Annotated in this window: 12 protein-coding genes; 9 read left to right on the top strand and 3 right to left on the bottom strand. The window is 64.9% G+C overall.

What is annotated here, in order from left to right:
• The first annotated feature begins 20 nt into the window (after positions 1 to 20).
• The 3 genes from AC6H34_RS17535 (at position 21) to AC6H34_RS17525 (ending at position 3,128) form a co-directional block, all read left to right on the top strand.
• Positions 21 to 1,220, top strand: coding sequence for an ABC transporter substrate-binding protein (locus AC6H34_RS17535; protein ID WP_497539575.1), 1,200 nt, complete (start codon positions 21 to 23; stop codon positions 1,218 to 1,220).
• Positions 1,221 to 1,287: 67 nt separating this feature from the next.
• Positions 1,288 to 2,169: a branched-chain amino acid ABC transporter permease gene (locus tag AC6H34_RS17530; RefSeq protein ID WP_448151323.1), complete on the top strand. Its 882-nt coding sequence runs from the start codon at positions 1,288 to 1,290 to the stop codon at positions 2,167 to 2,169.
• A complete protein-coding gene (locus AC6H34_RS17525) occupies positions 2,169 to 3,128 on the top strand; it encodes a branched-chain amino acid ABC transporter permease (protein ID WP_497539574.1) in 960 nt (319 codons plus the stop codon). Before AC6H34_RS17530 ends, AC6H34_RS17525 begins: the two co-directional genes overlap by 1 nt.
• Before the next feature lie 98 nt (positions 3,129 to 3,226).
• Here AC6H34_RS17525 and AC6H34_RS17520 read toward each other — a convergent pair whose 3' ends face one another.
• From AC6H34_RS17520 to AC6H34_RS17510, 3 genes are all read right to left on the bottom strand, one after another.
• Positions 3,227 to 4,399, bottom strand: a complete 1,173-nt coding sequence (locus tag AC6H34_RS17520) for a Gfo/Idh/MocA family protein (RefSeq protein ID WP_497539573.1) — start codon at positions 4,397 to 4,399, stop codon at positions 3,227 to 3,229.
• Between the two features lie 174 nt (positions 4,400 to 4,573).
• On the bottom strand, positions 4,574 to 5,632 hold the full coding sequence (locus tag AC6H34_RS17515) for a sugar phosphate isomerase/epimerase family protein (protein ID WP_497539572.1): 1,059 nt from the start codon (positions 5,630 to 5,632) through the stop codon (positions 4,574 to 4,576).
• Positions 5,633 to 5,889: 257 nt separating this feature from the next.
• Entirely contained in the window at positions 5,890 to 6,678 is a 789-nt protein-coding gene (locus tag AC6H34_RS17510) for a L,D-transpeptidase (RefSeq protein WP_497539571.1), read from the bottom strand.
• A gap of 232 nt (positions 6,679 to 6,910) precedes the next feature.
• Here AC6H34_RS17510 and AC6H34_RS17505 point away from each other — a divergent pair, with 232 nt between their 5' ends.
• The 6 genes from AC6H34_RS17505 (at position 6,911) to AC6H34_RS17480 (ending at position 13,585) form a co-directional block, all read left to right on the top strand.
• Positions 6,911 to 8,719: an ABC-F family ATP-binding cassette domain-containing protein gene (locus AC6H34_RS17505; protein ID WP_497539570.1), complete on the top strand. Its 1,809-nt coding sequence runs from the start codon at positions 6,911 to 6,913 to the stop codon at positions 8,717 to 8,719.
• A gap of 116 nt (positions 8,720 to 8,835) precedes the next feature.
• On the top strand, positions 8,836 to 9,819 hold the full coding sequence (gene corA / locus AC6H34_RS17500; protein ID WP_497539569.1) for a magnesium/cobalt transporter CorA: 984 nt from the start codon (positions 8,836 to 8,838) through the stop codon (positions 9,817 to 9,819).
• Between the two features lie 131 nt (positions 9,820 to 9,950).
• Positions 9,951 to 11,039, top strand: coding sequence for an ABC transporter permease (locus AC6H34_RS17495; RefSeq protein WP_448148640.1), 1,089 nt, complete (start codon positions 9,951 to 9,953; stop codon positions 11,037 to 11,039).
• Positions 11,036 to 11,962, top strand: coding sequence for an ABC transporter permease (locus tag AC6H34_RS17490; RefSeq protein WP_497539568.1), 927 nt, complete (start codon positions 11,036 to 11,038; stop codon positions 11,960 to 11,962). The genes AC6H34_RS17495 and AC6H34_RS17490 overlap by 4 nt, the downstream gene beginning before the upstream one ends.
• Position 11,963: 1 nt before the next feature.
• On the top strand, positions 11,964 to 12,812 hold the full coding sequence (locus tag AC6H34_RS17485) for an ABC transporter ATP-binding protein (protein ID WP_497539567.1): 849 nt from the start codon (positions 11,964 to 11,966) through the stop codon (positions 12,810 to 12,812).
• Complete coding sequence (locus tag AC6H34_RS17480; protein WP_497539566.1) at positions 12,809 to 13,585, top strand: ABC transporter ATP-binding protein; 777 nt, start codon at positions 12,809 to 12,811, stop codon at positions 13,583 to 13,585. The genes AC6H34_RS17485 and AC6H34_RS17480 overlap by 4 nt, the downstream gene beginning before the upstream one ends.
• Positions 13,586 to 13,666 lie beyond the last annotated feature (81 nt).

The following is a 13,666-nucleotide window of genomic DNA, read 5'->3' as shown; positions in this document are numbered from 1 at the left end:
AGGGAATGGGAGGATATTCGATGAAATTCAGGCAGTTACTGCTGGCGGCCGTAATGGTCGGCGCGTGCTTCGGCGGCGCCCAGGCCGACGACATCTCCGTCAAGATCGGTGTACTGAACGACCGATCGGGCGTCTACGCCGACCTTTCCGGCGAGGGCTCAGTGATCGCTGCGCGGATGGCGGTCGAAGACTTCAAAGCCGCCGACAAGGGCATCAAGGTCGAGATCGTCTCGGCCGACCATCAGAACAAGCCCGACGTAGGCGCCGGCATTGCCAGGCAGTGGTACGACCAGGATGGCGTCGACGCCATTTTTGACGTGCCGACATCCTCGGTGGCGCTCGCCGTGAGCCAGGTGACCAAGGAAAAGAACAAGATCTTCATCGATTCCGGCGCGGGCTCGACCGACCTGGTCGGCAAGCAGTGCTCGCCCAATACGCTCCTGTGGACCTACGACACCTACGCCCTCGCCAAAGGCACTGCCGGCGCCATGGTCAAGCGCGGCGGCGACAGCTGGTTCTTCATCACCGCCGATTATGCCTTCGGCAAGTCGCTCGAGGACAATGCATCCGCCATCGTCAAGGCCGCCGGGGGCAAGGTGGTCGGCTCGATCAAGGCGCCCTTCCCCAATTCCGACTTCTCCTCCTTCCTGCTCCAGGCGCAGTCTTCGGGAGCCAAGGTGATCGGCCTCGCCAATGCCGGTGGCGATACCGTCAACGCCATCAAGCAGGCCTCCGAATTCGGGATCACCCAGGGCGGACAGAACCTTGCCGGCCTGCTTATCTTCATCAGCGACGTGAATGCCCTCGGCCTTCAGGCAGCCCAGGGCCTCGTGCTGACGGAAGCCTTCTACTGGGACCTCAACGACGGCACCCGTGCCTTCGCCAAGCGTTTCGCCGAGAAGAGCGGCGGCAAGATGCCGACCATGGTTCATGCGGGCGTCTATGCCGGCGTGCTGCACTACCTGAAGGCCATCGAGGCAGCCAAGGGCAAGGACGCCGGCAAGGTTATGGCGCAGATGAAGGCGACGCCGACCGACGATCCGCTCTTCGGCAAGGGCCAGGTGCTGCCCAACGGGCGTGTGACCCACGACATGTATCTCTTCCAGGTCAAGAAACCGGAGGAATCGAAGGGGGCGTGGGACTACTACAACCTCCTCGCCACCATTCCTGCCGCGGAAGCCTTTCAGACCGTCGCCGAGTCCGGCTGCGCGCTGAAGTGAGGGGCGGCCTAAGGCCTTTCAGATCGAGTCAGGACAAATCCAGCAGCAGGCAGATCCCACCGTGACGATGATATTCGGCGTTCCTCTGCAGGCCTTGCTCGGCCAACTCGTGCTGGGCCTGATCAACGGCTCCTTCTACGCGATGCTGAGTCTCGGCCTGGCCATCATCTTCGGCCTGCTCAACATCATCAACTTCGCGCATGGCGCCCTCTACATGATGGGCGCCTTCGCGGCCTGGATGCTGTTGAACTATGCCGGCATCGGCTATTGGCCGGCCCTGATCCTGGCCCCCGTCATCGTCGGCCTGTTCGGCATCCTCATCGAACGCGCCTTCATCGCCCGGCTCTACCAGCTCGACCATCTCTACGGCTTGCTGCTCACCTTCGGGCTGGCCCTGATCATCCAGGGCCTGTTCCGCAACTACTACGGCGTCTCGGGGTTGCCCTACGCCATCCCCCAGGCGCTTGCCGGACCGGTCAGCCTCGGCTTCATGATCCTCCCGAAATACCGGGTCTTCGTCATCGTGTTTTCGCTCGCCATCTGCCTTGCCACCTGGCTGGTGATCGAGAAGACCAGACTGGGCGCCTATCTGCGCGCCGCCACCGAGAACCCCAAGCTCGTGGAAGCCTTCGGCATCAACGTCCCCCGCCTGATGATGCTGACCTACGCGTTCGGCGTCGGGCTCGCGGCCCTCGCCGGCGTGCTGTCTGCGCCGATCAACAACGTCAATCCCAACATGGGGGCCGACATCATTATCGTCGTCTTCGCGGTCGTGGTGATCGGCGGCATGGGATCGATTCTCGGTTCCGTCGTCACCGGCTTCGGCCTCGGCGTTATCGAGGGCATCACCAAGACCTATTATCAGCCCGCCTCCTCGACGGTGGTATTCGTCGTCATGGCGATCGTGCTGCTGGTGCGGCCGGCCGGCCTGTTCGGGAGGGCTTCCTGATGTCGGATCGCAACCAGGCCTCCTCCCCCGCCCCGGGCCGGATCCTGACGACCGAAAGGATGGCGACCCTCCTGCTGGTCGGCCTGATCGTGGTGGCGCCCTTCGTGGCCTATCCCATCTTCGTGATGAAGGTGCTCTGCTTCGGCCTGTTCGCTTGTGCCTTCAACCTGCTGCTCGGCTATGGCGGGCTCCTGTCCTTCGGGCACGCCGCCTTCTTCGGCATGGCGAGCTATGTGTGCGCCCATGCCGCCAAGGAGTGGGGACTGACGCCCGAAGTCGCCATTCTCTGCGGCGCTGCGATATCGGGCCTGCTGGGCCTCGTCATCGGCGCCCTGGCTATCCGCCGCCAGGGCATCTACTTCGCCATGATCACACTCGCCATGGCGCAGATGGTCTATTTCTACGCCCTCCAGGCATCCTTCACGGGCGGCGAGGACGGCATCCAGGCCGTGCCCCGCGGCAAGCTGTTCGGCCTGTTCGATCTTTCAGACGACATGACGCTCTATGTCGTGGTTGCGGTGATCGTGCTGCTCGGCCTCTTCGTCATCCACCGCGTCGTGCATTCGCCCTTCGGCCAGGTGATGAAGGCGATCCGCGATAACGAGCCCCGCGCGCTTTCGCTGGGCTACGACGCCGAGCGCTTCAAGCTCTTGATGTTCACCCTGTCGGCGACGCTCGCCGGCCTTGCCGGCGCCACCAAGACCATCGTCTTCCAGCTCGCCTCGCTCACCGACGTGCACTGGACCATGTCCGGCGAAGTGGTGCTGATGGCGCTCGTCGGCGGCACCGGCACGCTCTTCGGCCCCATGCTCGGCGCCCTGCTGGTGGTGGCGATGGAAACCTATCTCGCCGGTCTCGGCTCCTGGGTCACGGTGGCCCAGGGTGCCGTGTTCGTCATCTGCGTGCTCGCATTCCGCGAGGGGATCGCGGGCAAGGTGAAGCTGCTGATGGAGCGGTGAGTCGCTCCCGGGGCGGCAGGCGTCTCGCCTGCTTCTCCCTTGCTTGCAGGCAAGGCGCATTCAAGAGCAGGCGAGACGCCCGCCGTCCCAGGAAGCGCTCACCAGTTCACCCACACTCCGCCCTTCTTCGACGATTTCACCGCCGCCTCGATGAAGGCCATGCCCGCGATACCGTCGTCGATGCCGGGGAAGGTCACCTCGGGACCGGGTTTGCCGCCATTGCGAGCGGCCTTAATCGCCCGGGCGATCTCAGTGTAGATGTTGGCGAAACCTTCGAGATAGCCCTCCGGATGGCCCGGCGGTATGCGCGTCACCCGCCCGGCCGCCTCGCCGGCAGCGCCCGACCCGCGCGTGAGGATACGGGTCGGCTCGCCATGCGGGCTGAAATAGAGATAGTTCGGATTGTCCTGACGCCAGGAGAGGCCGGCCTTCGAGCCGTAGACGCGCAGCATCAGGCCGTTCTCGTTGCCGGGTGCCACCTGGCTGGCCCAGAGCGCGCCACGGGCACCGTTCGCGTAGCGCAGGAGCACCTGTACGTTATCGTCGAGCGCGCGTCCGGGCACGAAGGTTGTGAGTTCGGCCAGGAGCTGGGAAACCTCCAGCCCCCCGACGAACTGGGCCAGGTTGAAGGCATGGGTGCCGATGTCGCCGATCGAGCCGCCCGCGCCCGAGCGCGTGGGATCGGTGCGCCAGTCGGCCTGCTTCTGGCCGGTCTGCTCGATATTGGTGGTGAGCCAGTCCTGCGGATATTCCACCTGGATCAGCCGGATCTCGCCTAGGTCACCCGCCTTCACCATCTCGCGCGCAGCGCGGATGAGCGGGTAGCCGGTGTAGTTGTGCGTCACGGCGAAGATGACGCCCTTCTCCTCCGCGAGTTTCTTGAGCTTCAGCGCATCCTTGAGCGTTGTGGTGACCGGCTTGTCGCAGATGATATGGATGCCCGCCCTGATGAAGGCTTCGGCCGCCGGCGCGTGCATATGGTTGGGCGTAACGATGGAAACGGCCTCGATGCCGTCCTTCCGCCGTTTCTCCTTTTGCGCCATGGTCTGGAAATCGGGATAGATGCGGGCGGGATCGAGCCCGAGTGCCTCGCCCGAGCGCAGCGCCTTTTCAGGCGTGGAGGAGAGCGCACCCGCCACGAAGACGTAGTCGTCGTCCATGCGGGCAGCAAGCCGGTGCACGGCGCCGATGAAGGCGCCTTCCCCGCCGCCGACCATGCCGTAGCGCACACGCCCACCTGTCTTGCTATCCGAACGGCCTTCGATCGACATTTGAATGTTTCCTCTTTTTATCGGTCCGTGTTGACGGCCTGCCCGCGAGCGGCGGTATCCCGGCAGCGGCACGGACTATGTCATGCCCGGCCCTGTCCCGGCCATCCCGCCGCTGCCCTGGATCGCCGGAACAAGGCCGATGATGACAAAGGTCAGGTCGCCGCTGGGCTTCGATTACCGCAGCCCCAAGAGCCGGCGCACCGCCTTGCGATCCGTACTGCCACCGGCGAAATCATCGAACGCCTTTTCCGTGACCCGGATAATGTGGCTCTCGATGAAGGGAGCGCCTTCGGCGGCACCATCTTCCGGATGCTTAAGGCAGCATTCCCATTCGAGCACGGCCCAGGAATCGTAATCGTACTGGGCGAGCTTGGAGAAGATGCCGGAGAAATCCACCTGACCATCACCGAGCGAGCGGAAACGCCCTGCCCGCTCCGTCCAGGAAGCGTAACCGGAATAGACCCCCTGTCGGCCGGTGGGATTGAACTCGGCATCCTTCACGTGAAAGGCCTTGATCCGCTCGTGATAGATATCGATGAAGGCGAGATAATCGAGCTGCTGAAGCACGAAGTGCGAAGGGTCGTAGTTGATATTGGCTCGCTTGTGGCCTTTCAGGCGGTCGACGAAGAGCTCGAACGTGGCTCCGTCGAACAGATCCTCGCCCGGATGGATCTCGTAGCAAACATCGACGCCCACCGCGTCATAGGCATCCAGGATCGGCTTCCAGCGTTTGGCGAGTTCGGCAAAGGCCTCCTCGATCAATCCCGCCGGGCGCTGCGGCCAGGGATAGGTGAAGGGCCACGCAAGCGCGCCGGAAAAGGTGACGTGGGCATCGAGGCCGAGATGGCGCGAGGCGGTGGCGGCATATGTGAGCTGCTGCACCGCCCAAGCCTGCCTCTCCCTGGGCTTGCCGTGCAGTTCCGCGGGGGCGAAGGCATCGAAGGCCGAGTCATAGGCCGGATGCACGGCTACGAGCTGGCCCTGCAGATGGGTCGACAATTCGGTGATGGCAAGACCGTGCTTGCGGGCGATGCCGGCCACTTCGTCGCAATAGGTCTGGGATTCGGCGGCCTTCTTCAGGTCGAACAGGCGCCCGTCCCAGGTCGGGATCTGCACACCCTTGTAGCCGAGGGAAGCGGCCCAGCCGCAAATGGAATCCAGTGAATTGAAGGGGGCCGCGTCGCCCGCAAACTGGGCGAGAAAGATCGCCGGTCCCTTGATGGTGGCCGCCATGGCTGCGTCTCCTGCGATAATGCCTCAAGGCCAGGACCTGCCGTCGCGCACGGGCGACACACGATCTCCAGCCCGGGAACATTTATCCGATCCGTTCCCTGGCTTGCCTCACCATGTCAAATCCTTGGAGGCAGCGCAACGCCGTTATGATGTACGTACCACAAGATGGTCGCGCCCGCCCGTTACGGGCAGGCCCCACAAGCAAGAAAGGCCGGACTTCCGCCCGGCCTTCCTGTTCAAACTCTTGCGTTGCGGCCTTACGCCGAGGCCTGACCGGGCCCGAGGACGATCACGCGGCCACCCAGCGGGACGCGCTGATAAAGATCGATGACATCCTGGACGATCATGCGGATGCAGCCCGAGGAGGCGTTGTGCCCGATGCTGTAGGGCTCGTTGGTGCCGTGGATACGGAAAAGCGTATCCTTGTTGTCCTGCCACAGATACATCGCGCGTCCGGTGATCGGGTTGCGCGGACCGCCCTGCATGCCAATGCCGCTCTGGAGCTTGGTGAGGGTGGGCCGCAGATCGGGCCGGCGGGCAATCATCTCCTTGGGCGGATACCAATCGGGCCATTCGCGCTTGAAATGGACCTCGGCGGTGCCGGACCAGCCGAAGCCCTGCTTGCCCACGCCGACGCCGTAGCGCATCGCCCGGCCACCACCCATGACGTAGTAGAGATAGTGGGCCTTGGGATCGACGATGACCGTGCCCGCCGGCTGATCCGTGTCGTAATCCACCTCGGCGCGCAGGAAGGCGGCGCCGATCCGCTTGGTGTCGACGGCCGGCACGACGAATTTGCCGTCGGTCGTCTGTCCGTAGATCACCTTGTAGTCAAAGGTGCCATCGGGATTCAGTGGCTGATCCGGCTGCCTGACGTCGTCCGTTGGCCGCCCCTCCGCAGGCATCGCCGGCAGGGTCGCCGGATCGCTCGAAGCCACCACGACCGGCTTGATGGAGGCGGAATCGGTCACGCAGCTGGCCAAGCTCAGGCCAAGGCCGGTAAGCGAAGCGCCCATGAGGAAGGCGCGGCGAGAAAGAGATGACATTACACATCCTACTGGGATCGGAAAAACCGACGCATACAATAAGCAAGACCGACGTATTCGGCTGTGCCTTTGCTGCAACGTTCCGAATTTCTTTATATCGCGTTCCCGTGAACGCGACTTCGTTCATGATGGCTTCATCTACTCCCTGCAGCTGCGCGGGACCGTGCGCTGAAACACAGATGGGGCTCACGGAAGACTTGACCCGCCCCTCGCCCCCGGTCACAAGGCGCCCATGGCTCCTCCCCTGCTGTTCCTGCGCGACATCCACCTGACCTTCGGCGGCACTCCCACACTCGAGGGCGCAGACCTTTCCATCGCTCCCGGCGAACGTCTCTGCCTGGTCGGCCGCAACGGCTCGGGCAAGTCTACCCTGCTGAAGATCGCTGCCGGCCTGATCGAAGCCGACAAGGGCGAGCGCTTCGTGCATCCCGGTGCCACGGTACGCTACCTGCCGCAGGAGCCCGACTTCACCGGATTCGCCACGACCCTCGCCTATGTCGAGGCGGGTCTCGGCCCGGGAGACGATCCCTATCGAGCCGCCTACCTTCTCGACGAACTCGGCCTTACCGGCCAGGAAGATCCGGCCACCCTTTCGGGCGGCGAAGGCCGCCGCGCCGCCCTCGCCCGCGTCTTGGCGCCGGAGCCTGATATTCTACTCCTCGACGAGCCCACTAACCATCTCGATCTTCCGGTGATCGAATGGCTCGAAAAGGAGATCGGGACATTACGCTCCGCCCTGGTGCTGATCAGCCATGACCGGCGCTTCCTCGAGAACCTCTCGCGCGCCACCGTCTGGCTAGACCGGGGCAAGACCAGGCGCATGGATCGCGGCTTCGCCTTTTTCGAGGAGTGGCGCGACCAGGTGCTGGAGGAGGAAGAACGCGACCGCCAGAAGCTCGACCGCAAGATCGTCGCCGAGGAGCATTGGGTGCGCTACGGCGTGACCGCGCGGCGCAAGCGCAATGTCCGCCGCATGGCCAACCTCGCCGCGCTCCGCCAGGAGCGGCGCGATGCCCGCCGCGTCACCGGCACGGTGAAGATGACGCTTACGGAGGGCGAGGAGAGCGGCAAGCTCGTCATCGAGGCGGCCGGCGTCAACAAGAGCTGGGGCGGTCCGCCCATCGTCAAGGATTTCTCGATCCGCATCGCCCGCGGGGACCGTGTCGGCATCGTCGGCCCGAACGGGGCTGGAAAGACCACCCTGCTCAACGTGCTCACGGGCCTGATCCCGCCCGACAGCGGCACGGTGAAGCTCGGCGCCAGTCTTCAGATGGTCACCCTGGACCAGCGCCGCGAAAGCCTCGATCCGGGTGCCACCCTTTCCGAAACCCTGACCGGCGGCGGATCCGACTATGTCGAGGTCGGCGGCGAGCGCAAGCATGTCGTGGGTTACATGCGCGACTTCCTGTTCTCCCCGGAACAGGCCCGCACTCCCGTCTCTGTTTTGTCGGGTGGCGAGCGCGGTCGGCTGATGCTTGCCCGCGCGCTGGCCAAGCCTTCGAACCTGCTGGTGCTGGACGAACCCACCAACGACCTCGACCTCGAAACCCTCGATCTCCTGCAGGAGATGATCGGCGACTACCGGGGCACCGTCATCGTCATCAGCCATGACCGCGACTTCCTCGACCGCGTCGCCACATCGGTGCTGATGAGCGAGGGAGACGGGCGGTGGACCGAATATGCCGGCGGCTATTCCGACATGACGGCCCAGCGCGGCAGCGGCGTCGCCCGCAGGACGGCGGAAAAGACGGATACGCCGAAGGAGACTACGCCGGCTCCTGTCTCGCAGGAGCGGGCCGCCAGGCGCAAGCTCTCCTTCAAGGAGAAGCACGCCCTCGAAACGTTGCCGGCCAAGATCGACCAGCTCGCCGCCAAGGCCGCTGCCCTGCATGAGCGCCTGGCCGATCCGACCCTGTTCGCCAAGGATTCGAAGAAATTCGCGCAGCTCAGCCAGGAACTCGCCGCCGTCGAGGCCGACAAGGCCAGGACGGAGGAGGAATGGCTGACGCTGGAAATGCTGCGGGAAGAGCTGGAGGGGTAGCCGTCCGGGCAGGCCCGCGGTCTTCCAGAGGTTCCCGCCCACGGCAATGACAATGTCTTGGTGAAGCGCTAGATGCTCGATTATCCATTCCCGCGCCGCCCGACGGAACCGACGTCATGATTCTCCACCACCGCCTCTGCCCCGACAGCAACGACAAGCTGGTCTCCCACGACGTGCGGCCAGGCGAGACATTGCCCGCGGGTGTGCAGTGGATCGACCTGCTCGACCCGACCAGGGAGGAGGATGAGCAGGTGGAGGCCCTCCTCGGCATTTCCGTGCCCACGCGCGAGGACATGGACGATATCGAGCCCTCCGAACTGCTGTGGTCGGAGAACGGCGCACGCTACATGACGGCGCGCCTGCTGCGGGTGAGCGGGCCGGAGCCGGAGATCACGGCGGTGACCTTCATCCTCACCAACTCTACCCTGGTGACCGTGCGCTACGACGACCTCAAGGCGTTCACAACCTATATCGGCCATGCATCGAAGCCCGGCGGCTGCGGCAACAATGCCGAAGGGATCATGGCCGGACTGATCGACACCATCATCGACCGGGCGGCGGAAGTGCTGCAGGCCTCGGGCGAAGAACTCGACAAGGTTTCGCGGGCCGTGTTCAAGGAACAGGCCAAGGGCAGCGACCGGACGTCGACGTTGCAGAACACCCTCCGGGCCCTCGGGCGGCATGGCGATCTCATCTCGAAATCCCGCGAGAGCCTCGTCTCCATCGAGCGGGTCCTCCTGTCCCTGTCCGCCAGCCTCAAGGCGGCGCATGTCCCGGCGGAATTGCGCGAAGAGGTGAAGAGCACCTTGCGCGACCTGCAGTCGCTCGAGGAACATGCCACTTTCCAGACCAACAAGATCCAGTTCCTGCTCGACGCGACGCTGGGTCTCGTCAATCTCGAGCAGAACAACATCATCAAGCTGTTCTCGGTCATGGCGGTGATCTTCATGCCGCCAACCCTCGTGGCCTCGGTCTACGGCATGAATTTCGAGTACATGCCCGAACTCAAATGGGCGCATGGCTACCCGATGGCACTCGTCCTGATGATCGTTGTCGCGATCGCGCCCTATTTCATCTTTCGTTGGAAGAACTGGCTGTGATGCGGCCTTGCCCCTGCATCTCCCCTTGAGTTTGCCGGCGCAGCATTCGAAGATGCGCTCCACACCCGCGGTGTGATCGGAAGGCGATCGGACATGTCGGAAACCTCCAGCCCGAGGGACGTTCAGCAGGCATGAGCCAGACGACTTCCGGCACCGTGGATACGCCGCCCGGCGACCAGTCCTTCGTCGCGCACAGCCTGGCCTACCGCCTCCTTCGCTCCTTCCTGTCCTTCGTCTCCTCGGTGGTGCTGAGCCTGCTCGGCCTCAGCCTCGTCACCTTCTGCATCGGTCGCTTCATCCCTACCGATCCGGTGCTCGCCGTGGTCGGCGACCACGCAACACGCGACATCTACGACAGGACGCGCCTTGCCATGGGTCTCGACAAACCCATTCCCGAACAGTTTCTGATCTATCTGGACAAGGTCCTCCACGGTGACCTCGGCACCTCCGTGATCACTTCCAACCCCGTGCTCTCGGACCTTCTGCACTTCTTTCCGGCCACCATCGAGCTCGCGACCGTCGCCACCGCGATCGGTGTCCTCCTCGGCGTGCCGGCCGGCGTGATCGCAGGAGCGACACGCGGACGCTGGCCCGACCACATCGTGCGCATCGTCGGGCTGTTCGGCTATTCGATGCCGGTATTCTGGCTCGGCCTGGTCGGGCTTGGCCTGTTCTACGGCAAGCTCGGCTGGGTGGCCGGACCGGGCCGGATCGACGTCGCTTTTGAAGGGATGGTCGAGCCGGTCACCGGCTTCGTACTCGTCGACAGCGCGCTCGCAGGCGAGTGGGACACGTTCTGGAGCGCCGCCCAGCATCTCGTGCTGCCAGGCGCCATCCTCGGCTACCTATCGCTGGCCTATATCGCCCGCATGACACGTAGCTTCATGATCTCGCAGATCAGCCAGGAATATGTCACGGTCGCCCAGGTGAAGGGCCGCTCCTATTGGGGTGCCGTCTGGCGCCATGCCTTCCCCAACATCCTCGTGCCTCTCATCACCGTGGTCGGCCTCAGCTACGCCACGCTGCTCGAAGGCGCGGTGCTGACAGAGACCGTGTTCGCCTGGCCGGGACTCGGCCTCTATATCACCCAGTCTCTCTTCAACGCCGACATGAACGCAGTCCTTGGCGGTACCATCGTGGTCGGCACGATGTTCATCGCTATCAACCTGACCTGCGATTTCCTCTACAAACTGGTCGACCCGCGCCTGAGGGGAACATGAACAACCTGTCCGCAAACCAGGCGCGGCCGGGCTGGCATGCCTGGCTCACCGCAGAATCCCCGGCCTCCCCCCTGCAGGCCCGGCTTGGCGGACTTTGGCGCGTGCTCGCCGCTCTGGTCCGCAATCCCCTCGCCTGCACCGGCCTCGCCGTCGTCGTGGTGCTGGTCCTGGTGGCGCTGTTCGCCCCACTCATCGCCTGGGACGTTTCGCCCATCGCGCAGAACCTTGCCGGCCGCCTTGCCCCACCCGGCGCAGCGCACTGGTTCGGCACGGACGAACTTGGACGCGACATCTTCGCACGCACCGTCTACGGCGCGCGCGTGACATTGACCATCGTGGCGCTGGTGGCCGTCATCGTCGTACCCCTCGGGCTCCTGGTCGGGACCGTCTCGGGCTTCATGGGCGGTATCGTCGACACCGTGCTGATGCGCATCACCGATATCTTCCTCGCCTTTCCGAGCCTCGTGCTCGCGCTTGCCTTCGCGGCGGCGCTCGGGCCGGGCATCGTCAATGCGGTCATCGCCATCTCGTTGACGGCCTGGCCTCCCTATGCGCGGCTCGCCCGCGCGGAAACCGCCTCCATCGCCCGCTCGGATTTCATTGCCGCAATCCGGCTGCAAGGCGGTTCGACAGCCCGCATCCTCCTCCGCCATGTCGTTCCGCTCTGCCTGTCGTCCGTGATCGTCCGGCTCACCCTCGATATGGCCGGCATCATCATCATCGCCGCAGGCCTCGGCTTCCTGGGCCTCGGCGCCCAGCCACCGGCCGCCGAATGGGGAGCCATGGTAGCCTCCGGCCGCAGCCTCGTGCTCGATCAGTGGTGGGTCGCGACCATTCCCGGCCTCGCGATCTTCGTCGTCAGCCTCGGCTTCAACCTGCTCGGGGACGGACTGCGCGATGTCTTCGATCCCAGGAGCACCTAGCATGAGCACCATGACTGGCGCGCCCCTCCTGGAGGTACGGAACCTCTCCGTCAGCTTTCCTGCGCACGGCCGGATTGTCCCGGCCGTGCGCGGCGTCGACTTCGTGCTCGGCCGGGAACGCCTCGGCATCGTCGGTGAATCGGGTTCGGGCAAGTCGACCACCGGGCGCGCCCTCCTCGGCCTCCTTGGGCCGCCAGCCGTCGTCACCGCCGACCGTATCGCCCTGCAGGGGCAGGACCTGCGGAATCTCTCGCGCAGCGGCTGGCGGGACATTCGCGGCAGCCGGATGGCCATGATCATGCAGGATCCCAAATATTCGCTCAATCCGATCATGCGCGTCGGCCGGCAGATCGCGGAGGCCTATCGCCTGCATCGGCGCTCCTCCGCGGGCGAGGCGCGTCGGCGGGCGCTCGACATGCTGGAGGCCGTGCAGATCCGGGATCCCGAGCGCGTGCTCGACCTCTATCCCCACCAGCTTTCGGGCGGAATGGGTCAGCGGGTCATGATCGCCATGATGCTGGTCGCCGAGCCCGAAATCCTCATCGCAGACGAGGCGACCTCGGCCCTCGACGTCAGCGTGCAGAACAGCGTCCTCGCCATTCTCGACCGCCTGGTGTCCGAGCGAGGCATGGGCCTCATCTTCATCAGTCACAACCTCGCCGTCGTCTCAAGCTTCTGCGACAGGGTGCTGGTGATGTATGGCGGCAGGGTGCTGGAAACGCTCGATGCCAAGGACCTGGCTTCCGCGAGGCATCCCTACACGCAGGCCCTCCTCGCTTCCGTGCCCGACCTCGCCCGTCCCCGGGCACAGTTGAGCGTCGTCCAGCGCGATCCGGCGTGGCTCGCATGACGCAGGCGCGCGGCATGATCGAGGTCGCCGGCCTCTCCGTGGCTTTCCGCGTCGCGGGCGGCGTGACGACCGCGGTGCGTGACGTAACCTTCACCGTCGCGGCGGGCGAGAGCTTCGGCATCGTCGGCGAATCCGGCTCGGGCAAGTCCACGGTGCTGCGCGCGATCGCCGGACTGGTGGCCGCCTCGGCCGGCAGCATCGCCATCGAGGACCGGATCTTGCCGCTCCGGCGCAGTCCCGCCGACCGCCGCATGCAGCAACTCGTCTTCCAGGATCCCTACGCGTCGCTGCATCCGCGCCAGACAGTGGACAGGCAGTTGCGCGAACCACTGGAGATCCAGGGGCTCGACCGGCCGGAACGTCGCATCGCGGAGGCTCTGGCCGCCGTCGACCTCTCCCCGCAATACCGCTACCGTTTCCCGCATCAGCTCTCCGGCGGACAGCGCCAGCGCGTTGCCATCGCCCGCGCCCTCATCCTGTCACCGGCCATCCTGCTGCTGGACGAGCCCACCTCCGCCCTCGACGTCTCGGTCCAGGCCGAGATCCTCAATCTCCTGTCGCGGCTGCGGGCCGAACGGGGCCTGACCTCCATCCTGGTCAGTCACGATCTCGCCGTGGTGGCCCATCTGTGCGCACGCGTCGGTGTCATGCGAGGCGGCCGTCTCCTGGAAATTCTCGATGTGGAGGCCCTGAGAAAAGGCCAGGCGCGCGAAACTTACACACGCGACCTGATCGCCCTCAGCAAGGGATATCGGAGGACCAGCGCAGCCTGATGCGAAGGCGGGTCGGGGCAGTCTCCGGGAATGCCGATCGCTGAGGGGCGCTCCGATGCTGCGCCTTGCATTCCACAGGAA

The organism is Labrys sp. ALF-8, assembly GCF_059699065.1.
Note: the sequence above shows the minus strand (reverse complement) of the source record. Positions and strands in the feature narration are given on the sequence as shown.

What these genes read in the sequence shown, in the direction of transcription:
- AC6H34_RS17485 (WP_497539567.1), top strand. Translation starts at nt 11,964, where the DNA reads ATGAGCACCATGACTGGCGCGCCCCTCCTGGAGGTACGGAACCTCTCC.
- AC6H34_RS17515 (WP_497539572.1), bottom strand. Translation starts at nt 5,632, where the DNA reads ATGGCGGCCACCATCAAGGGACCGGCGATCTTTCTCGCCCAGTTTGCG.
- AC6H34_RS17495 (WP_448148640.1), top strand. Translation starts at nt 9,951, where the DNA reads ATGAGCCAGACGACTTCCGGCACCGTGGATACGCCGCCCGGCGACCAG.
- AC6H34_RS17490 (WP_497539568.1), top strand. Translation starts at nt 11,036, where the DNA reads ATGAACAACCTGTCCGCAAACCAGGCGCGGCCGGGCTGGCATGCCTGG.
- AC6H34_RS17480 (WP_497539566.1), top strand. Translation starts at nt 12,809, where the DNA reads ATGACGCAGGCGCGCGGCATGATCGAGGTCGCCGGCCTCTCCGTGGCT.
- AC6H34_RS17525 (WP_497539574.1), top strand. Translation starts at nt 2,169, where the DNA reads ATGTCGGATCGCAACCAGGCCTCCTCCCCCGCCCCGGGCCGGATCCTG.
- AC6H34_RS17505 (WP_497539570.1), top strand. Translation starts at nt 6,911, where the DNA reads ATGGCTCCTCCCCTGCTGTTCCTGCGCGACATCCACCTGACCTTCGGC.
- AC6H34_RS17535 (WP_497539575.1), top strand. Translation starts at nt 21, where the DNA reads ATGAAATTCAGGCAGTTACTGCTGGCGGCCGTAATGGTCGGCGCGTGC.
- corA (WP_497539569.1), top strand. Translation starts at nt 8,836, where the DNA reads ATGATTCTCCACCACCGCCTCTGCCCCGACAGCAACGACAAGCTGGTC.
- AC6H34_RS17510 (WP_497539571.1), bottom strand. Translation starts at nt 6,678, where the DNA reads ATGTCATCTCTTTCTCGCCGCGCCTTCCTCATGGGCGCTTCGCTTACC.
- AC6H34_RS17530 (WP_448151323.1), top strand. Translation starts at nt 1,288, where the DNA reads ATGATATTCGGCGTTCCTCTGCAGGCCTTGCTCGGCCAACTCGTGCTG.
- AC6H34_RS17520 (WP_497539573.1), bottom strand. Translation starts at nt 4,399, where the DNA reads ATGTCGATCGAAGGCCGTTCGGATAGCAAGACAGGTGGGCGTGTGCGC.